The following is a 22,017-nucleotide window of genomic DNA, read 5'->3' as shown; positions in this document are numbered from 1 at the left end:
CGAAGGTTCTGCCTATGATCGTTCCTATTGAACTTCTATCTCCTAAGCCTGTCAAATACAATATTACGATCGATACACTGCCCTCATTAACTTTTGAAGCCAAAGTAGCTATTGTGACCAATCCTACTATTGCGGAATATCACCTTGATGCGTTACTTAAAAAGGTGCATGCAATAGAACTTCATGTGATTACAGTGCCAGATGGAGAACAATATAAGACACTTGAGACAGTAGAGAATATTCTCAATGAGTGCTTTAGGCAAAAACTCAATAGAAAATCATTACTTATTGCTTTTGGTGGTGGCGTAATTGGAGATATGACAGGTTTTGCAGCAAGCCTTTACCAGCGGGGAATTGATTTTGTGCAAATACCAACCACCCTTTTGAGTCAGGTTGATGCCAGTGTCGGCGGTAAGACAGGGGTTAATAATAGGCATGGGAAAAATCTTATAGGAGCATTTTATCAGCCTAAAGCAGTCTATATAGACACTATATTTCTCAAAACACTCCCTAAACGTGAATTTGCTGCAGGATTTGCAGAAATTGTCAAGATGGCAGTGATGTTTGACAGAGATTACCTTGGTTTTCTTAAAACAGTAGACCTAAATGATGAGTCACAACTTAAAGAGACTATTAGGCGCAGTGTAGAGCTTAAGGCATGGGTAGTTAATCAAGATGAGAAAGAGGCAGGTATCCGTGCTGTACTTAACTATGGACATACCTTTGGTCATGTGGTAGAAAATGAGACAAACTACACCACCTATTTGCATGGTGAGGCTGTTGCCATTGGCATGGTGATGGCAAATGCTTTGGCAGTTAAGCTGGGTCTTCTGTCCAAAGAGGAAGCTCAAGACTTGAAGACATTACTTCAGAGGCAATCACTTCCAGTAGACTATGCCATAGCAGATATTGATGTATTTTATGAACATTTTTTTCTTGATAAAAAAAGTAATAATAATAGTATTACATTTATTCTTCCAGAAGGTATTGGAAGCTATAAGATTGTGAAAGATGTTGATGAGGTACTAGTCAAGGAGGTATTACAACAGTTTGAGGTGAATAATGCCTAAGTCTTTTACTTTACTTCTACTTTTATTGAGTCTATTGATGGCAGAGCAACCAACATTACAAGATATCAAAATAAAAGGGAGCCCTGATAAAGAAAAAGTAATACCCAAAAGGAGTAAATTTCAAAATACAACCAGTGTGAAAGGACTTTTAGAGAAAAAAAATATACTAGAAGAGAGCCTTAAAGAGAATAGTACTTGGTCAAAAATATACAGCAATTATCACACCTATAAAGAGCTTAAAAATCAAAAAATAGTACTTGATAAAAAAATAAATAAGTTTTCTCTCAAGAGAAGGTTGAATGCATCGCAACAAAAAACACTCAATATACTTGAAAATGAAAAAAAGATATTGATAGGGAAACTGCAACTCCTTAAAGAGTATGAAGATAACCCATTTAAAAAGTTCTTAAGGCCTCCTTCTATAGGTGAAATCCCACATGTTGGTAATCCATTTGCTATTATTTCAGCATTTTCTTTTATGGAGAGATTAAAAAATGATCAATCTGAGTATTATAGTCGATATCACTCTATCAAACAATTAATGGAAAAGCTGGAAGAGAAAAAGGGAGTACTTAAATCTATCCTTGAAAGAGAACCACAGAATCAGAAGCTACAAAAAGAATTTACTGATATAGAAGAGGAGATAAATACTTTTATACCAGTGATAGAAATATTTAAAACAACACAGAATGTATATCAGAAGAAAATAGATGAGATAAGTCTCAACCTTCAGAAGGAGATACGAAAAGAGATTGAAAAAGCAACAATAATTGGTATAATTATTCTTATTTTTTTAATTGTTATTTTTCTTGTCAAATATCTTGTCAAGCGATATATGTCAGACAATGACCGTTTCTATACAATCAACAAATTTCTCAATTTTACTTTTTTTTCACTGTTGCTACTGACATTACTATTTGCCTACATTGAAAATGTGAATTACCTTGTAACCATTTTAGGATTTGCTTCCGCAGGTATTGCCATTGCACTTAAGGACTGGTTTATGTCACTCATAGGGTGGTTTGTTATCATTATTGGTGGTGCAGTTCATGTAGGGGATAGGGTTAAATTTGTACGCAGTGGTATGGAGTATGTGGGGGATATTGTTGATATCTCATTGTTGCGTATGACCATCCAAGAAGATATTACACTAACCACCTATATGCATAACCGTAGGGCAGGTCGTATTATATTTGTACCTAATAATTATATTTTTACCGACATGATTGCCAACTATTCGCATGCAGGACTCAAAACAGTTTGGGATGGTATAGACTTTATGATTACCTTTGATTCTAATGTGCAAAAAGCTTCCTCCATTGCAAAAGAGATTACCAAAAAATACTCCAAGGGATATACGGATATCACCCGTAAACAGCTTAATAAACTACGTAGTCAGTATAGTATGAAAAATACTAATGTTGAACCACGTATCTATACATTTATTGAGCCCTATGGTATTAAAATTTCAGCATGGTATCACACGAATGCCTATGCAACCTTAACGCTTAGAAGTACCATCTCTATAGAGATGATTGAGCGCATACAGGCTGAAGAGGATATCAATTTGGCATTTCCTACACAGTCTATCTATCTGGATAAAGATGTAAGAAAGCCTCCCCTGCCTGAACCTACACTTTTTAATCATGAGATAGACACATGAAAAAAGTCTTTTTTAAAACCTTTGGATGTCGCACAAATCAATTTGATACACAGGTGATGATGTCAAAACTAAAAGAGTTTGAACTGACTATGGATGAAAGCAAGTCAGATATTATTATGGTTAACTCTTGTACTGTCACCAATGGCGCAGACTCTTCGGTGCGAAACTATATCTCTTCGATGAAACGTAAAAATCCTAATGCCAAGGTAATTCTTGCAGGTTGCGGCTCACACTCCAAAGGAGAGTCTCTTTTTGAAAATGGTAAAGTTTTTGGTGTCATGGGACACTCCGAAAAGGAGAAGATTAATGAAATACTCAAAAAAGAGACCCGCTTTTATGAAATAGGCGATCTTGAACATATTGATTCGACTATTGTTGAAGAGTTTGTGGGTAAGAGTAGAGCATTTATTAAAATACAAGAAGGGTGTGATTTTTCTTGCTCCTACTGCATTATACCTACTGTACGTGGTGGAGCACGTTCTTGTGGAGAGGAGATTGTACTAGAGCAGGTACGCAAACTGGCAGCAAATGGCTTTGGAGAGTTTATTTTGACAGGAACTAATGTGGGAAGCTATGGTAAAGACCACAACACCTCCATAGCCGAGTTGCTTCAAAAAATAAGTATGATACGAGGGGTACGACGTATTCGCATTGGTAGCCTTGAGCCTATTCAGATTGATGATGCCTTTATGGAATTGCTTGATGAGCCATGGATGGCAAAGCATCTGCATATTGCGTTGCAACATACTTCTGACAAAATGCTCAAACTGATGAATCGTCGCAATAGGTTTGCTACGGATATCACACTTTTTGAAAAAATAGCATCACATGACTATGCACTAGGAACAGACTTTATTGTTGGGCATCCAGGTGAAGAGAAAAAAGAGTGGGAAAAAGCAATTGAGCGCATCAAAATACTGCCACTAACACATGTGCATGCTTTCTCCTACTCTAAGCGGGATAATACTGCATCAGCAACAATGAAGCCTGAAATACATGGGAATATTGTGAAGCAACGACACAGAGAGTTGACTGAACTTATTAAGGCAAAGAACTATGCCTTTAGACGTTTGCACACACATAATCTTGAAGTATTGCTTGAAAATAGTAATGAAGATATTTTTTATGGATTTGACCAATATTTTAACAAAGTAGAGGTACAAAGCAGTGAGGATCTTAGTAGCAATTGGATACTTTTAGATAATGTGGAGGTAGCATTAGATGTCAACCGTACAACAGTTTAATTCAAACCTATTTCAAGAGAAAAATATGAAGATTATCCTCTCTTTGTTTACTGTTTTGTTGCTCTTGCTGGCTTTTTCACTATTGCGTGATACGGATAAGCTCATTACCTATAAGCAGGCTAATGCACTTTATATCAAAGAAAAGATAGAAAAATTGGTTATTGATGGTGACTATGTACGTATTATTACTACTCATGGAACTTATAAAATATACAAAGATGCCATAGACAAAAAAGTTTTTTTTGATAAATATCCTGTAGAAGTTGCTAAAGATCTAAGCTGGCTCTATAATTTACTTTCTCTATTAATGCTTATTGGTACCCTCTTTTATCTTTTTCGGTTTATCAATGAGAGTCGCAAACAGCAGTTGCATCAAACAGAGACTGCACAACAAGGGGGCGATATTGTACAGTACGCACCCATACAAGCAATTACTTCAACGGTTACCTTTAGTGATGTTGCAGGTATTAAGGATGTCAAAGAGGAGCTTGAGGAGATTATTGATTTCTTGCGTGAACCTAAAAAATACTGCGATCTTGATATCCGCTTACCCAAAGGGGTACTGTTGGTGGGTCCTCCAGGTGTAGGAAAGACACTGATCTCTAAAGCAGTTGCTGGTGAGGCAGGTGTACCATTCTTTTATCAAAGTGGTGCCGGCTTTGTTCATATTTATGTTGGTATGGGTGCTAAGCGTGTGAGTGAACTTTTTCGTAAGGCCAAACAAATGGCACCAAGTATCATATTTATTGATGAGATAGATGCAGTAGGTAAGAGCCGTGGTGAATTTCGTAATGATGAACGTGAGGCAACCCTGAATCAACTCTTGATGGAGATGGATGGGTTTGAGGAAAGTTCAGGAGTAATTGTTATTGGAGCAACCAATAAAATTGATGTACTTGATGAGGCACTACTAAGAGCAGGACGTTTTGATCGGCGAATACATATATCATTGCCGGATCTTGAAGATCGCATCAAAACCCTTGAACTTTATCTTTCACGCAAGCCACATAGTGTAGATGTCAAATATATTGCCCGTATGACAGTCGGATTTAGTTCTGCTGCACTAGATACCCTTACCAATGAAGCAGCAATTCATGCCATGCGTCAAGGACGTAAAGAGGTGGAGACATCTGATTTTGAATCAGTGAAAGAAAAAGTTCTTTTGGGTAAACGTAAGATACTTAGCTTTACTGATGAAGAGCGCCAAATACAGGCAATTTACCAAGGAGCAAAAGCTGCTGTTGCAACATGGCTTGATGTAGAGTTTGAAAAAATAGGCATTGTTAATACCCGCCTCACAATACAGGAGCATGAGATACTCTCTCGTTCAACACTGCTTAACCGCATGAAGGTCTATCTTGCAGGTAGTATTGCTACGCAGATACATTATAGTGAGCAGTTTACTAATGCTAGCTATGATATTCATATGGCAAAAGAGCTTGCCAAAAAGATTATTGATGAATATGCAATGAGTGAGAACTTCATTGTTACATCAGTTGAAGAAGAGGTGCTTATGAAAGAATCTGTCTCTGAACTCAAAGCATTACTCAAGACCCTTGACCATGCTCTCAAAAAGATATCAGACCACCTACTCGAACATGAGAATATCACCCACGAAGTATGTAGAGAAATATTTCTTGAAATATTTTAATGGGTTTTCTCTCTGTGGAGAAGAGATTTTTTTTGATACATGGCTTATTAAGAATGACTTCTGTGTTGCTGGTTTTAGCTATGGTGCACAGAAAGCACTAGAATATACCTTCAAAAGCAAAGAACGTATTGATAGGCTTATTCTTCTTTCTCCAGCTTTTTTCCATAATCAAAAAGTTGGTTTTGTTCGTGCACAACTTCATTACTTTCACACAGCAAGACAGTTATATATGTCGCAGTTTCTTCAAAATATCTCCTATCCTTCAGAAGTAGATATTACGCCTTATCTACACATAGGCAGCAAAGAAGAACTTGAAGAACTGCTTACCTACAAATGGGATATCAATAAACTTCAAACTATTCAGAATCGAGGGACAATCATTGAGGTTTTTCTTGGTGAGAAAGACAAGATTGTTGATGCTAAGGCAGCACTTGATTTTTTTACTCCACTTGCAACGACATATTATATTAAAGAGGCAGGACACCTATTAAAAAGATAAATAGTACTTAAAATACTCTATTTGACCGCCAATACCATTACTGAACCATGTAACATAACTTTTTGGAGATATTGCATATGATTAATAATAGTTTTGAACTTTTATGTAGATTGAAAGAGGAAGACTTTTTACAAATAAAAAAAGACCCCTTCTGGTGGCCACAAAGTGGTACCCCAAAAGTCATTATTGGTGCTATTTTAACTCAGCAAACGAAATGGGAACGGGTAGAAGAGTCTTTGGAGAACCTTGAGGAACTTGGCATCTGCTCACTTGAAGGTATTGCCGATGTTGGTTTATCAGTACTTAGAAAAGCAATTTTCCCCAGTGGTTTTTACAACATGAAGGCTCAGCGTCTCAAGCAACTATCTAAGAATATACTAGAAACCTATGGTAATTTTATGACTTTTCAAAAGAGTACTGATCGAAAGTGGCTTCTTTCGCAAAAAGGTATAGGTATGGAGAGTGCTGACTCTATTCTCTGCTATGCTTGTTATCGTCCCATCATGGTTGTTGACAGTTATACCAATCGGCTACTTGTAGCACTAGGTTATACATTTGATCATTATATGGATATACAAGCATGGATACATGAAGGTATTGAGGCACATGAAAATAGGATTGTTGGGCTCTACAAACGAGAGATTTCTCTTCCCGAGATTTATGCTCGTTTTCATGGCAAAATTGTAGAGTTTTCCAAAGAGTATATTCGAGGACAAAAAGTAGATATTTCACTATTTGATTTTTCAACCATGTAGTACGTATTTGATGCTGTTGTAAAACTAAATGAGAAAACCATATAAATCCAATCTATGATTTTAATATGATTAATCCCTCCTTGTGAATCAATCATGATATAATTCATATATTGATATTTATGAAGAGGTATAGGGATGTCAAATATTGTTATAACAGGATGCAGTAGTGGCATAGGATTGGAAACAGCAAAATATCTAAGAGATAAGTTCATTGCTGTCTACCCGACTGCTCGAAAAAAAAAGGATGTAAAGAGGCTTAAAGAGATGGGTTTTGAAAATGCCATGCAGTTAGATGTGACAAAGCCTGAAAGCATTACAGCAGTTATCAATACAGTTCTAATCAAAGAGGGCACCATCGATACATGGTTCAACAACGCTGGATATGGACAGCCTGGAGTAATTGAGGATATTCATACAGATATATTACGTGAACAGTTTGAGACCAATGTCTTTGGACTACATGAGTGCACAAGGCAAATTATTCCCATCATGAGAGAGCAGGGACATGGAAAGGTTATTCAGCACTCTTCTGTGCTAGGACTTGTTTCACTCTTTGGGCGTGGTGCATATAATGCTAGTAAGTATGCTGTTGAGGGACTCTCCGATACGCTACGTCTAGAGTTAGCAGGAACAGATATACATGTGGTACTGCTCAACACTGGTCCTATCACCAGCAATTTTAGAAAAAATGCAATGCAGAAACTCAGAGAGAATGTTAATATTGAACACTCTATCTTTAGGAAAAAGTATGAGAAAAACCTCAAGGCAAAAAAGAGCGAAGTCCCTTTTAACAAAGATGCCGATGCCGTAGCGAGGATGGTGCACCACATCATTCTCTCTGACAAGCCTGAACCTCGCTATTACATCACCAAGGCAACCTATCTTTTAGGGTATTTAAAGCGGATTTTGAGTACAACTTTACTCGACAGAATTTTACTAAAGCTAGGATGATTATGGACACAATACGAATTGGTGTAGTAACAACAAGCGATAGAGCTTCACAAGGTATCTATGAAGATATTTCTGGTGTGGCAATTATGGATACAATGAAAGAGTATCTACTTAATGAGTGCAAATATGAATACCGTTGTATACCAGATGAACAAAATATCATTGAAACGACACTTATTGAGCTTTCACGTGACAAAAACTGCGATCTTATTGTTACCACTGGTGGGACAGGTCCTGCACCAAGAGATGTAACAACAGAGGCAACTGAGAATGTTTGTCAAAAACTACTACCAGGCTTTGGTGAGCAGATGCGTGCAGTAAGTCTTCAGTATGTACCAACAGCTATTCTTTCCCGTCAAACAGCAGGTATTTGTAATGGGTCACTTATTATCAACCTTCCAGGAAAGCCTAAGTCCATTAGAGAGTGCCTTGATGCGGTTTTTCCTGCTGTACCGTACTGTATTGACCTCATAGGAGGATGCTATATGGAAGTTAATGAAAATATTATTAAGGTTTTTAGGCCTAAAACCAAGTAGATCTTGTGTGCCAAGGAAGGAGCTTGTTATGAATATGCAACTGATTGAAAGAAATATCTATGAGATTATTGACTCACTTGAAAAAGAGGTAATGAAAATTGTTTCAGATGAAACTATCGATAAGCAGTTTACCAATATCCATATGAAACCACTTGCTTCTACTAAAAAGATACTCCTCAATGCACTTGATAGTATTGAGATGGTTGAGAGACTCTACAAAGAGGATTTGGAGAAGTTAGTGCATGAATAATCTAATACTCATATTGGTTTTTTTAATGACTTTGATACTTTTTTTCTGGGGTATTTGGAAAGCATTAAGAACACAAAAGGTTATCTATATGGCTGCAATGATCCCTTTCTTTGGATTGATGGTAGCAATGTTCTTTTTATAGGACTTTTTAATCTTGTGTAGGGAATATGCCTACCCTACTATATTTCCATGTTAAACATTCATTGCCACCTTATAGGTTGGGTCATCCTCTTCATAGGTACAGAAAGGTCCTGCAATCTTGAGTGTCTTTTTGCAGTCTTCAGAGAGGTGGCGAAGGGTTAGCTTTTTGCCTGCCTTTTTGTATTTTTCTGTTAAAGCATCAATTGCTTCAGCACCTGAAGAGTCCATAACTCTTGCCTTTTTGAAATCAATAACCACCTCTTCTGGGTCACTCTTTGCATCAAACTGTTCATTGAATGATGTTACTGAACCAAAGAAGAGTGGACCATCGAGCTCATAAATTTTCTTATTCCCCTCCATTTTGATTTGGGCATAGATCTTGGCATGTTTCCAAGCAAAAACCAGTGCCGAGATAATGATACCGGCAATGACGGCTACGGCAAGATCAAAAAATATAGTGATGATAGTGACAGTCATGAGAACAAATGCATCAGACTTTGGCATATGTTTTAAACGTTTTACCGAAGAGAATTCAAAAGTTCCAATGCTTACCATAAACATAATTCCAACCAGTACAGCGATGGGAATAATCGAGATGACACCAGAAAAGCTTACCACGAGGATAATAAGTAAGACCGAAGCAGTAAAGGAAGAGAGTCTGCCCAAACCACCAGAAGTAAAATTGATAACTGACTGACCGATCATAGCACATCCTGCCATACCGCCAAAGAGTCCTGCTGTGGTATTGCCAAGTCCTAGTGCAACACATTCTCTATTTCCTGAACCTCGTTTACCACCCATTTCGTCGAGTACAGATAGGGTTAGTAGCGACTCGATGAGCCCAACAAGTGCTACAATGATAGCAGTGGAGAGAATAACCGTTAAAGACTCCCAGTTTATAAGTATTGAGAGGTTAGGCATGACAAAGTGTGGGAGTGAGACATTGGAGAGGTCTGCCATGTCACCAACAGTTTTTGTGTCAATGTGGTTAAAATAGACTATCAATGTAATGACCACAATGGCAACCAGTCCTGCTGGTACAGCTTTGCTTAGTTTGGGTAGATATTGCATGGTCATCATGGTACTGGCGATAATGGTGTACATAATGTAGTTTTCTCTCAAGCTTGCCTTGATGATCTCCAGCCATGAATTGTATTGCTCTATATGTGTAGGGGCAAGGAAAGGCAGCTGTGCTAGAGCAATAACGATAGCAAGACCATTGACGAAACCAAACAGTGCTGGTTGCGGCACCAGACGGATAAACTTTCCCATCTTTAATAATCCAATAGCAGTTTGAATTATTCCAGCAAAAATAGAGGTAATGAGGATGTAGTGCAGGATCATCATGGAAAGTGATTCAGCATCGAGTTCTGGGTAGTGTTGTTTGACCCAAAATCCAAGAGAAATAAAAACTACAGCAACTGAACCTGTTGCACCAGAGACCATGCCTGGTTTGCCACCAAGTAATGAGGTAATAAGCCCAATAATAAATGCTGCATAAAGACCAACTACAGGTGAGACTCCTGCAATAAAAGAGAAAGCAATTGCCTCTGGCACAAGTGCCACGGAGACTAGCGCACCGGAAAGGATATCATTTTTAATGTTCTGTTTGGAATATCGTTGAATATCGACCAAAGTAGTTCCTTAGGGTAAAAATTTCGGAATTTTATCATAAGTATGTGATATTGAAGATTAGAAAGAAACACCTAGTCCTGGCGTATTACAGAGGGTTATTTTACTCTCATTAAAATATATATTGCTTTTGGCAGGATGTGATGCGAGTAGGGCGACGGCATCGAGGTCAAGCATGGTGATGATGTCAGCTTTGGCAGAGGCAACATGTATGCCTGCAGCTACTGAAATGGGTCCTTCGAGCATGCAACCTATCATGCACTTGGTCTGATAATCGTGACACAAATCAGCCAGCCCAAGTGCATGTGAAATACCACCTGTTTTAGCAAGCTTGATATTGATGTAGTCGACTGCTTCCATCTCAAGTAGTTTTTTAGCATCGTATAGAGAAAAGACTGACTCATCAGCAAGTATAGGGGTTTGAACCCTCTCTTTGATATACTTTAATCCCTCTATATCCTCTGCAGACACGGGTTGTTCGATGAACTCAGCAATGATGCCTCTATGCTCTATTGTTTGCAAGAGTGTAACACTCTCTTGTGGTGTCCAGCCTTGATTGGCATCAAGACGTAGCTTAATTGGTGCAGGAAGTGCCTCATAAATGGCAACAATGCGTTCAGCATCTTTGTATGGACTGCTTCCTATCTTTATTTTGAGTGTATCGTATCCCAAAGAGAGTGCATCAAGACTATCTGAGACCATCTTCTCTATCGTACCCATACTGATAGTAATATCAGTTGTAAACTCTTTTTTTTCACCACCAAGCATACGATAGAGTGGTTCTTTTGCAACTTGTGCTTTTAAGTCATAGAGTGCAATCTCTAGTGCTGATTTGGCAGTAGTGTTGTGTTTAATGATACTGTGCAGTAAATGCAAAATTTCTGGAAAGGCTTCAATCTCTTTGCCAATAAGATGTGGTGCTATAAAATCAACTGCTGATTGCATAGAACCGAGAGTCTCTCCGGTAATCTGTGGCGTAGGTGCCCCTTCGCCATAGCCAACCATGCCATTGTCACATTCAATAATAATGACTAAATCTTCCAAATCTTCTACACGGCGCAATGCAGTGACAAAAGGGGTTTTTAGTGGTGCCTTGAGATGCTTTGTCCAAATAGATGTGATTTTCATCTTAACGTAGTTTCTCCTACTCTTTCTTACTTAGTATAAAATAGTACCTTGAGCTAGATTTCTGCAGAAAATTTACCGAGCTATTGTATGGAAAATAAAATTGCAGACTATGAAAGCATTGGTGCTATTGCAATGATGCCATAGAAATGTTATGTATCTCTTGGAAACATAAAGAGACAACATCAATTTTCACCTAAAAAGAGGCAATCAATTCCAATACTTTTCCTACCATTAATCCACCAAAAGTTCCTAGTATATATCCCATCATTGCCATCAGAACTCCAATGGGTATGAGTGCTTTGGAGTAAGTTGAAGCAAGTATTGGTGCAGAGGCAACCCCTCCAATATTTGCCAAAGATGCTACACCAAGAGAGAAGAGATCGAGCTTGAAGAGTTTGGCAAAAAGTACCATGACAACTACATGGATAGCTATGATGACAAATCCAGAAAATATATAGAGTGGTGCTTCAATGAGCTCTTTAAAATTGGCACGTGAAGCAATAAGTGCAACGATTAAATAGAGTATAACCATCCCTATTTCTGAGGCACCACCTATTTTGCCAATCAAGGTCATTGCACCAATAACCCCCATGATAGTTGCAATAATCACTATCCATGTGGTATGGGTCAGAAAATCTGTTGTGGGTAGGAGATTGCCAATATACTGAGAGAGAAGAGAGACCATGGTACCAATGAATAATAGTAAAAGCACAGATGATACATTTACTTTGTTGCGTGCTTGCTCTTTTTGCATCAACTTTTCTCCTACCTTGTCAATTAAATATGTATCTGCACCTGTCCAGTGATTAAAACGTTTAGCAAATGGTACCAATGCTAATAATATCATCACCCAAATGGCATAATCAATGGAGTCTATGAGTAGAGCATACCCCATATCGGTATCTGGTACATCAAGTGCCCCTTGAATAGCAATCATATTTCCCGTACCACCCATCCAAGAGCCTGCAAGTGCGGCAAACGATCTCCATGCGTCTGGTTTAAAGCTATAATGAAAGAGGGTATACATCCCTATAAAACCCAAAGCAATACTTGCTGAAGCAAGTAGAAAAGTAAGCAATATTTTTTTACCCAGCTTAAATATTTCACGTATATCTGCTGAAAGTAGCATTAAAAAGATCATTGCTGGCAGTAGGTTGTTTTTAAGTATTTTGTACACCATTGTGATTTCCATACTTTTTTGCCACACTCCCAAAGTAGAGAGCAGCATGACTACAAAATAGAGAATTACAATGGAGGGTAGATAGTCAAAGAGTTTGTGATGACTTTTTTTTGCTATATAGGCAATAGTGACAGCCAGTATAATAAGTAATGCAAGGTAGCTGTAGGCATGTGTTATCATTCTTTTCCTTAATACTAAAAAATATATTTCTGTATTTTATATAAGTTGGAGAAAAGAATGGGATCTAGAGAATCCTATTCTTTGAGTAAGTTATGCTGTTTTTGAGTAAAGATGTGTTGCTTTTTGAACGTGGAAATTGAGACCAATCTCTTTCTCTGTGCATCCGAGTGCTAGTGCAACCATTTGAGGCATATGAAGTACTGGAAGCTCTACGTCACGACCAATGACATGACCAACATCATCTTGATAGGTATCCATCTTAAGGTGACAGAGTGGACAAGGAGTAACCATAAGATCAGCATTGTTATCGATGGCATCAACCATTGCGTTTCCTGCTAGTACTTCTGAGGTGTGATTTGCCTGAAGCTCTACGTGAAAACCACAACATTTATTCTTATGAGCATAATCGACTGGATGCCCCTCAAGTGCCTCAATGAGCTTATCAAGAGATGTTGGATTATAGGGGTTTTCTTTACCATTGGCATTATTGTGCAATTCTGAAGGTCTGATGTTGTGACAACCATAGAATGGTGCAATATTAAACTGACTCAGTGGCACTTTGATTCTGTTTTTGATATTATCGAGCCCATACTCATCAATGAGACAGTAAAGGAAGTGTTTGATTTCGGATGTACCTTTATATTCTAGTCCAACCTCAGCAAGTTTTTCGTTGACACGTGCTTTAAGTTTAGGATCGGTATCAAGTGCATGTTTAGTCATGGCTGAGTTGAGTTGACAGGTATTGCAGATGGTAATCATAGTCAGCCCAAGTTTCTCTGCATAGCAGATATTACGCGCATTAAGTACATGTGCAAGAAATTCATCAAAATCTTGTAGGTGGCTTGCACCACAACAACTTGCTTCTTCAAGGATTGTAATTTTAATACCAAGCTTTTTGGCTACTGCAAGGGTGGAAGAGAGTAGCTCTGGTGTAGACTGCTTGGCAGTACATCCTGTAAATAGTGCATAATGTAATTGACTCATTCTCATTCTCCTTACAATTTATTCGTTTGTGAAATTTTAATTAGTTTTTGTACTTCATTAAGATTTTTGATCTTAGGTACACTGTTGATAAATGGAATACCTGAATGCCAGTGAATTTTACCTGCCCTTAACATCTTTGCCGCTGTTTTAAGGTGTTTATACATTCCAAGATAGCCTTCTGAGTAAGAGACAATATCTGCTTCATCAAGATAGCCATATTTCTTCATGCCTCTAAGGAATCCTTCAGCATGCCTAGTTGCTATATTGCGCTCTGCAACTCCTTGTTCAAACTGTAGGTTATGTAGTTTAGTAATCTTCTCAATAGGGTTAATCTCTTTAGGACATGCTTCTGCACATTCAAAACACTTCACACAGTCCCAAACACCAGACTCCATTTGTGCAGTAAGTTTTAGTCGCTCTTCTCCAACCTCGTCACGTGTATCAACAGTGAAACGGTAGGCTGCATTAAATGCGGCAGGTCCAAGATAGTTTTCATTTACCTCAACAACTGGGCAGGCATAGTGGCAGTTTCCACACTGGATGCAGAGGTCAGAATCGAGAAATTTATTGAACTCTTCAATGCTCTGCTTGGTTTCATGCTCTGGATGTGGATCAATATCTGTTGCAACGTAAGGCTTTACTTTGGCATGCTTGTCCCAAAAATCTTTCTTGTCAATAATCATATCTTTAACTACACGCTTCTTGCTCTGAGGTTCAATGAGTAGCTCATTCCCAAAAAGTTCAACCAATTCAAGTGCATTTTGCTTACATGCAAGTGTTGCCCTTCCATTAACCTTGATACCACAAGCACCACAGATACCATGACGACAAGAACGGCGGTAGGAGAAAGAGCCATCATGCTCCCATTTGATGCGGTTGAGCAGATCGAGTATCAGTTCATCTTTGCCCACTTTCATCTCATAATGCTTATAGTAGGGTAGATAGTCTGTTTCAGCATTAAATCTAAAGGTTTTGAGTGTGACCTTGACACTGTCTGGTTTCATACTGACTGTTTCATCGGTATTTAATGTTTCATATTCTTCGGTATGTGTACCCATTATGGCTCCTTAGTATGATCTTTCTTTTGGTTCAAACTTACCAAGTGTCACTTCGCCCCACTCGGTTACAATATTGAGGTTTTCATCCATATAGGCATAAGTATGTTTGAGGAACTTCTTGTCATCACGTTTTGGAAAATCTTCCCTATAGTGACCTCCGCGACTCTCTTCTCGATTGAGTGCGCCTACAACAATAAATTTACTAAACTCTAGCATGTGCCCAAGCTCCAATGCTTCCTGAAGATCGGTGTTAAATGTATTAGATTTGTCGTCGATGCGAATATGTTCGAAACGTTTGAGTAGCTCATCGATCAGTTTAAGTTGTTTCTCGAGTGACTTCTTACTTCGAAAGACACCCGCATTGGCAGTCATACCATCCTGAAGATCCTCTCTGATACATGGCACACTTTCTGTACCATTTGAACATTTGATACGGTTAAGCTCTTGAAGCATTCTGTCTGCATCAGAAACCATTGCCCTTTTAAGTGCGACACCCTCCTCAAGTGCTTTGAGCATATTTTCCCCAGCATGTCGTCCAAAGAGTAGGGCTTCTAGAACTGAGTTTGCACCCAATCTATTGGCACCATGCACAGAGACACATGAGCATTCGCCTGCCGCATAAAACCCTTCTACAAGATCACCCGCAGTATTTTTTTGTACCTGACAGTTAATATTGGTTGGTATGCCTCCCATGGAGTAGTGTGCTGTTGCTGAAATATGAATAGGCTCTTTAAGCATATCTTGCCCCTGGAAAGCGATAGCAAGCTCTCGTAGTTCTGGTAGACGCTCAAGAATAATCTCTTTTGGTAGATGTGTCAGGTCAAGGTTGACTGATTGTCCATCCTTGCCTACACCACGCCCTTGGCGTACCTCTTCCATAATGGCACGAGAAACAACATCACGTGAAGCAAGTTCAAGAGCATTAGGTGCATACTTTTCCATGAAACGTTCACCTTTAGAGTTAAAGAGTCTTCCTCCCTCACCACGTGCTGCTTCAGAAATAAGTACACCTGAACCACCCAGTCCACTTGGATGAAACTGTACAAACTCCATATCTTCTAGTGGAAGACCATGACGTGCTACAATAGAGAGCGAGTCACCTGTATTGGCATGGGCATTAGAGTTAAAGCGATAGGCTCTTGCATGTCCACCAGTAGCAAACATAACTACTTTAGCATTAAATATTGCAGGTTCTGAATTTCTGATGTTATAAGCAGAAACACCATAAGCTTTACCATCTCTATAGAGTAGATCTGCACAATACCATTCATCAAATACTTCAATACCTGCACGGAATGCCTGTTCGTAGATTGCCTGAAGAACAGCCAGTCCTGTTCTATCTTTAGCGTAACAAGCTCTAGGTTTACTTTGACCACCAAAAGGACGGATTGCAATATCTCCTTCTTCATCTCTTGAGAAGACAGCACCCATTCTCTCAGCCCACCTGATGGTTTCTGGTGCTTTGGTGCACATGAGTTCTACCGCATCTTGATCGGCGAGATAGTCAGATCCTTTAATGGTATCAAACATATGTAATTCAATAGAATCCTCCTTGCCAAGAGCAGCATTGATACCTCCTTGTGCAGCACCAGAGTGAGATCTTAGAGGGTGAAGTTTGGTGATGACTGCTGTTTTTTTGCCTGCTTCGGTCAACTCTTTGGCAGCAGCCAAACCAGCCAAACCAGCACCGACAATCACAGCATCGTATTCGTAGATTTTAACGTCCATAATACTTAGGTCCTTTTATGTCAAATTTGATTTCATTATAGCGTTTCATTAATATTAAAATGATTAATAAAAATAGGAAAATAGGGCAAAAATTACCGAATATTGCAGAACATAAAAAGAATCAGAATAACAGTTTATAGGTTAGATAATTCAACCTAATATGTTGAGGAAAAGAGATTTTTTATACTACTTTCTTCTTTTGTAAAAGAGATTTGAATGCATCAAAAGAGAGAAGTGCCAAAGGAATTTCTCTGCCAATATATTTTTGTATGCTTGTAAAATATTGATTGAACATATTGAGATCTTTTTCATCTGCAACAATGAGTACGTCTGCACCACTGTCGAGTGCATCAAGTAGTGTAGTAGCAGCCTTAAGGTAAGCAAGGTTGTTTTGTCTACCAATAAGCAAACGACCACAAAGTCTCGTTTCTCTTGAGAAGCGTACCACATTAGCATCTGCTGCTTCAATAGCAGAAAAGACCTCTTCCTTGGATGGTGCAACAGTATGTCCTTGATAGAACGCAACCCCAAGACCATTTATAGTTTCAACCCTATGTGCTGCCCGTACTTTGTGCGAGAGTTTTTTACTGATCTTTTGAAAAAGCTTGTTAGGTGCAGGACGATCATACATTGCATACAACGCTTCAATGGTTTCAGTATATGATTCTCCCTTAAATACATTATTTTCAAACTCACAAGCATTAAGACCATTATATTCATCGTTGATGGCCGCAAGAATTGCCTCTTTGTCTTTGGAGCCATTACTTATCATTCTATGTGCCAATAATAAAATAGCATCACCAATGTATGCATGGTTAAACTTGGAACTCTCTGAAGCATAGTGTTGTACATAAAGTGATTTATAGTAAGTCTTGTCGTTATCGGTCGCGTAAGGAGCAAGCAGTTCAAAACGTTGCATAAAGTCGCTGTCATCAATAATAAGGCAGTGATTGGAACGATAAGAGAGTACAGGTTTAATGAGAAGCTCTGTTCCAAGTCTCTCTACAATTTCCAATATCGATTCCTTCCCTGTGACCACAAGCCCATTGATTTTAAAACAAGTCTCCTTTTTAGGATAGGCAAAGTCATCATTTTGTACTTTAATTTCTTGGAAGTATTTCGACGGTTTTGGCATACCTGGAGGTGCTGATTGTTGACATTTGAAAATATAGAAGGCTGGTTGTGGCACACCTTGCATCATTATAGTTCCTTTTACATTTAGTTTTAATTGGGAGTATTTTACTCCTAAATACTTAAATAGGGATTAATTAGTAGATTGATACATGTCAATCTACTATTAAAATTTTTAAACTATAATCCCATACCTATAAAAAATAAAGGGATTTCTTAATGAAACATCCTAACTTTTTCAATAAAGTTCACTCTCACTATATTGGAGATGATGCTGCTGTTTGGTAGCAACACAATCTATAGTACAGATGCCTTCTTTGAGGATACACACTTTAGGCGGTCATGGATGAGGCATGACACAGATTGGACGCAGGCAATGTTGGTCGTATCTCTGATGTGAGTGGCAATGAATGCACACTTAAAATTTGCACTGTTGACTGTTTCTATTCCTCCTGAAATGAGTACCAGTGGGATTGACAATGGAAGTGTAAATCAAACAGCTTCAGGTATGGTTGTGAGATTATTGGGGGCGATACTATTGGATCTGAAAAGCTTCATGATTATCCACCTCATTTCAGAAAGTGATCATCCATTACTACGTACAGGACTTAAAGTGGAGCGATCTACTTGCCTATACGGGTAGACTAGGGGAGTAAGCATGATCTTGAGGCACTTTGCAGAGGCGAGAAGATATCCGGAGAGTTCACGGTTTATGAGCCACAATTAAGAGCAGATTTCATCTATGAAACAGGGAGATATCTACGCAGTGGCATGGATATTCCGATGGAGGGCTTTATTGTGATACGAATAAACTACTCGATATCAATAAAAAGGTATGCATGTATTAGAGTATTGATGAAAATATAGGGTTTAGTGGAGAGGAGTATGAGATGCTCGTTGCATTTGATCCACCCAAAGAGGAGGTTGTAGAAAAGATTGCTAAAAGAGACTGGTACAGGAGTAACCATTTTTGCAGAGGTAGCACAAAACCATAAACGTTTTCCTTGTAAAAGCCACCACTTTATGTCTTGATGTGTGTTTTGTAAAAGGCAAATTGATAGAATCAGATAAATTGTCAATTTTTATCTGTTTAGTTTTTGTAAGGAAGGAGAAGCATAGTCATAGCATAGAATGATAGCATGGGAGAAAATGGTTATAATGAATTTCAAGAAACAGGCCAAGAGCATGGGGATTTATTTGTATATGGTAGTTTTAATACTATTGAAAGATAAATAATGAGTATCAAATCAATAAAAATTAAAAAATCTCCTATCTTTTTTTATTGAGTTAATAATAGATGATTTTAAAGATGGCATATCGTAGGAAGAAACAATTCAGAGCAAATCAAACCTTTTAAAACTTATTGATTTTTTACAACAAACTGGAAGGTAAAGGAATTACCACCTACTCTAAATTCCTAACTATAGTACGTTTTGGTACTATTACGATGGTGTATGATACATCAAGAATAAAGCAAATGGTTACATCTGGAAACAAATAAAGGTAAAAGTAGTTTTTTAAACATATCTACAATGTACTTTTTTGAATAGGTATATTTTCATCCTTGATAAAGATAAGGTGAACATGAATTGACTCTACAAGTAAATTCTGATGATTCACAAAATGGTCTACTAAAAGCAAAGAGATATACTGAATATCATTAACTACCTGTACCCATTTTCGATATTGAAACTAGACATGTTGGTTATGACTGGAATAAACTGTGGATTATTGTTAGTAGATTAAAGTCGAACATCCATCAACAAACTAAAACATAAGATGATGTTATCAAATTTTTTTCAATAATAAGTTATCATCTGATGGCAGTGGCTATAAAATTATATAGAAAAATTCAACATGCCACCCAAACCAATAGAAATTATAGTTATCGTGAAAAGGTTTTAAAATTATATAAAAGCTGGATTAAAAGGACAAACATTTTTAATAGATGAGAAGTCATTAGAAGTGCAATCTGATGGGTACAAACTCCTATAGATTTATAAAGATAGCTTTAGAGTTACTTATCTCTCTTACGAGAAGGGTGTATTAATCCTACGATATATATAGATGAACCAGAAGTAGGACTACATCCTAAACGAAATGAAGGCTTATTTACAAGCACATGATATATACAACACTTATAAAAACGAAAGGAGACTAAGAAAGGTAAATACAAAACACCATATCAAATATAATATTTGCAGCACATTCACCCAATATTGTAAAAGAAGTGATAAAACTTTTTGGAAAGCTAACCAACAGATATTACATTTTTCCTAAAAACAGGAAGATAATACTAGAGTTCAAAAAGTAGAATCAGCATTATGAAGATAGTAGATTTTTGAATATTTTTAGTGATAATGAGGCTGGAAACTCTTTTTAGCAATTTTATACTTTTCGTTGAGGGAGAAACAGAGTTAGAAATTTTTTGGAAATAAAAACTTTTGAAATTTCCAAAGGAATTAAAAGAATAGATATTTGCAGTGCAAGTAGCAATGTATTAAGCTCTCTTATTAATCCTGCCTATTCAAATGCAATGTTCCATATCTATTTTTTATTTGATGCAGATAAAATATATTCATTTAATTCAAATAAGAAAATTTACCTTTGAAAACAAAACAAAACTTATATAGATTACCTGATGGAAGCTAGAGAATAATCAAGAAATTGATAAATTAATATCTAAATACAAAAAAGGTTTTAATAAAATATAAAGATAAATTCATAAATATGCGAGATTTAAAAGATGTACATAACAAAAGAATTTACATTTGATAAGTTTAGTTTTAGAATGAAAAATATAAAATTTAAAGAAATAAGATTTGCCATAATATATATTTTTATATTAGGTTTTATGAATGTGGCATCAGCTAGCAGTTGCTCCAATAAACTTTTTTCAGTCACTATTGATAGTCAACTAACAATAGAAGATGTGATTGAAAATTTGGCAGATACTTGTGCATTAACGGTTATCATCAAAGATGAAGCAACACAACAACGTATGAAAAAAAATTTTTATTACGTCAAACTAAAAAATAGTACATTAAAAGGATTTCTCAATACAGTTTTTAACTATGTACCCACATGTGCATTGGCATATCATGCACGTTTTAAAGAAGATAGTTTTTCCCTGAACCAATGTGGGGTAAAAGCAGAGAGAGAAGACTCTCTCTCCCTCTTTTGGAAATATTCTACAATATGCTTCGACAAAACTTCATTAAGGTAAAAAAATGTGAAAGACCGTCAAAAATGGAATAAAAAGTATCATCAAAAACCACAGTTACTCGAGGAGCGTTCTCCAAGCTCTCCTTAGTAGATTACTATACTGCTTCATCAGGGACAGAAGCCCTTGATGTTGCATGTGGTGTGATAGACATACACTCTTTCTTGCAAAAAGAAACTTTCATGTCGATGCAGTTGATATCTCTGATGTTGCATGATGCACTTTACAAAAAGCACATTATTTCCCATAACACCTATCAGCTGACCTTGGAAACATTTATGCCAGTCAATAAAAGTATGATCTAGTCACATCATGACAAACTATCTTGACAGAGTTACTCATTTCTCAAATTTCTACCATTAAAAAGGTCTCTTTTATTATTTAGGAACCTACATGGAAGATTCTAGGAATTGAAAAGGCTCCAAATCCCGATTTTCTCAAAGGAGTTAAACATATTCCAAAACCTCTTTTGATATACTTTTTTATGATGAGTATTTGGAGATAAGGTCTTACGAAATATTTAACACATAGAAAGCGAAATTGTGGTAAAAAATATAGATACTGAGTACAGAATTTCTCAAGATTTATGCACGTTTATCCATAATCCAATCCTACTATTTATCAAATCATTATCATAAAGTTTAGCAACAGTAGTCATCAGAAAAAGTAGACAATATTAATAGTAAACTATCTTGGGGCTAGCTCTTAATACTTCTTAAGCACAATCATATTCTTACCGTTATCTACTAGTATACCCACAGCCATGTTTTGTACCAATGCTTCAAAGTTTTACGTCTAAAAGGTAATATGTGTTGGGTCTTTGTGGTAATACCATTTTTAAATGCATCAACTTCATTAGAATTGAAACTGTGTCTGAAATGCTAAGTATCCATTTGACACCAATCGTTCAACCAATAACTCAAAATACTTCCTGGGTCATGCAAATGTTCAAAACTTCTGTTGAAACAATAAGTTCATATTGCTTAGTATTCCATGCTGTGTTAGGATGATGG

At 37.3% G+C, this 22,017-nt stretch carries 17 protein-coding genes and 1 pseudogene; 11 read left to right on the top strand and 7 right to left on the bottom strand.

Annotation, left to right across the window (positions count from 1 at the left end; translation table 11 throughout):
• Positions 1-14: 14 nt before the first annotated feature.
• The 9 genes from aroB (at position 15) to LGB01_06560 (ending at position 8,619) form a co-directional block, all read left to right on the top strand.
• A complete protein-coding gene (aroB, locus tag LGB01_06600) occupies positions 15-1,070 on the top strand; it encodes a 3-dehydroquinate synthase (GenBank protein MCB4753866.1) in 1,056 nt (351 codons plus the stop codon).
• Complete coding sequence (locus LGB01_06595; GenBank protein ID MCB4753865.1) at positions 1,063-2,733, top strand: mechanosensitive ion channel; 1,671 nt, start codon at positions 1,063-1,065, stop codon at positions 2,731-2,733. The genes aroB and LGB01_06595 overlap by 8 nt, the downstream gene beginning before the upstream one ends.
• Positions 2,730-3,977, top strand: a complete 1,248-nt coding sequence (gene mtaB, locus LGB01_06590) for a tRNA (N(6)-L-threonylcarbamoyladenosine(37)-C(2))-methylthiotransferase MtaB (GenBank protein ID MCB4753864.1) — start codon at positions 2,730-2,732, stop codon at positions 3,975-3,977. The genes LGB01_06595 and mtaB overlap by 4 nt, the downstream gene beginning before the upstream one ends.
• Positions 3,955-5,628: an ATP-dependent metallopeptidase FtsH/Yme1/Tma family protein gene (locus LGB01_06585; GenBank protein ID MCB4753863.1), complete on the top strand. Its 1,674-nt coding sequence runs from the start codon at positions 3,955-3,957 to the stop codon at positions 5,626-5,628. Before mtaB ends, LGB01_06585 begins: the two co-directional genes overlap by 23 nt.
• The gene (gene bioV, locus LGB01_06580) at positions 5,615-6,127 is read left to right on the top strand and encodes a pimelyl-ACP methyl ester esterase BioV (GenBank protein MCB4753862.1); all 513 of its coding nucleotides are present in this window, start codon (positions 5,615-5,617) and stop codon (positions 6,125-6,127) included. The genes LGB01_06585 and bioV overlap by 14 nt, the downstream gene beginning before the upstream one ends.
• 77 nt (positions 6,128-6,204) lie before the next feature.
• Positions 6,205-6,882, top strand: coding sequence for a 3-methyladenine DNA glycosylase (locus LGB01_06575; GenBank protein MCB4753861.1), 678 nt, complete (start codon positions 6,205-6,207; stop codon positions 6,880-6,882).
• A gap of 135 nt (positions 6,883-7,017) precedes the next feature.
• Positions 7,018-7,833, top strand: coding sequence for an SDR family NAD(P)-dependent oxidoreductase (locus tag LGB01_06570; GenBank protein MCB4753860.1), 816 nt, complete (start codon positions 7,018-7,020; stop codon positions 7,831-7,833).
• Positions 7,834-7,835: 2 nt separating this feature from the next.
• Positions 7,836-8,369 (top strand): molybdopterin adenylyltransferase, encoded by a 534-nt coding sequence (mog, locus tag LGB01_06565; protein ID MCB4753859.1) that lies wholly within the window; start codon positions 7,836-7,838, stop codon positions 8,367-8,369.
• Positions 8,370-8,397: 28 nt separating this feature from the next.
• Positions 8,398-8,619 (top strand): hypothetical protein, encoded by a 222-nt coding sequence (locus LGB01_06560; GenBank protein MCB4753858.1) that lies wholly within the window; start codon positions 8,398-8,400, stop codon positions 8,617-8,619.
• Between the two features lie 192 nt (positions 8,620-8,811).
• Here LGB01_06560 and LGB01_06555 read toward each other — a convergent pair whose 3' ends face one another.
• The 7 genes and pseudogenes from LGB01_06555 to LGB01_06525 all read right to left on the bottom strand — a co-directional run bounded on the left by LGB01_06555 (position 8,812) and on the right by LGB01_06525 (position 17,851).
• A complete protein-coding gene (locus tag LGB01_06555; GenBank protein ID MCB4753857.1) occupies positions 8,812-10,395 on the bottom strand; it encodes a SulP family inorganic anion transporter in 1,584 nt (527 codons plus the stop codon).
• Positions 10,396-10,452: 57 nt separating this feature from the next.
• A complete protein-coding gene (locus tag LGB01_06550) occupies positions 10,453-11,520 on the bottom strand; it encodes a dipeptide epimerase (GenBank protein ID MCB4753856.1) in 1,068 nt (355 codons plus the stop codon).
• 193 nt (positions 11,521-11,713) lie between these two features.
• Entirely contained in the window at positions 11,714-12,880 is a 1,167-nt protein-coding gene (locus LGB01_06545; protein ID MCB4753855.1) for a DUF819 family protein, read from the bottom strand.
• Positions 12,881-12,970: 90 nt separating this feature from the next.
• The gene (locus LGB01_06540) at positions 12,971-13,864 is read right to left on the bottom strand and encodes a CoB--CoM heterodisulfide reductase iron-sulfur subunit B family protein (protein MCB4753854.1); all 894 of its coding nucleotides are present in this window, start codon (positions 13,862-13,864) and stop codon (positions 12,971-12,973) included.
• A gap of 11 nt (positions 13,865-13,875) precedes the next feature.
• Positions 13,876-14,868 (bottom strand): succinate dehydrogenase/fumarate reductase iron-sulfur subunit, encoded by a 993-nt coding sequence (locus LGB01_06535; GenBank protein MCB4753853.1) that lies wholly within the window; start codon positions 14,866-14,868, stop codon positions 13,876-13,878.
• 63 nt (positions 14,869-14,931) lie between these two features.
• On the bottom strand, positions 14,932-16,650 hold the full coding sequence (locus LGB01_06530) for an FAD-binding protein (protein ID MCB4753852.1): 1,719 nt from the start codon (positions 16,648-16,650) through the stop codon (positions 14,932-14,934).
• A gap of 1,120 nt (positions 16,651-17,770) precedes the next feature.
• Positions 17,771-17,851, bottom strand: a pseudogene (locus LGB01_06525) ((2Fe-2S) ferredoxin domain-containing protein).
• A gap of 336 nt (positions 17,852-18,187) precedes the next feature.
• On the opposite strand from LGB01_06525, the gene LGB01_06520 reads away from it, so the two are divergent.
• Positions 18,188-18,424 (top strand): hypothetical protein, encoded by a 237-nt coding sequence (locus LGB01_06520; protein ID MCB4753851.1) that lies wholly within the window; start codon positions 18,188-18,190, stop codon positions 18,422-18,424.
• Positions 18,425-20,641: 2,217 nt separating this feature from the next.
• Entirely contained in the window at positions 20,642-21,007 is a 366-nt protein-coding gene (locus tag LGB01_06515; protein MCB4753850.1) for a hypothetical protein, read from the top strand.
• The last annotated feature ends 1,010 nt before the right edge of the window (positions 21,008-22,017 follow it).

The sequence above is a fragment of the Sulfurovum sp. genome, assembly GCA_020525365.1.
GTDB lineage: Bacteria > Campylobacterota > Campylobacteria > Campylobacterales > Sulfurovaceae > Sulfurovum.
This window is presented reverse-complemented; position numbering and strand designations above follow the sequence as displayed.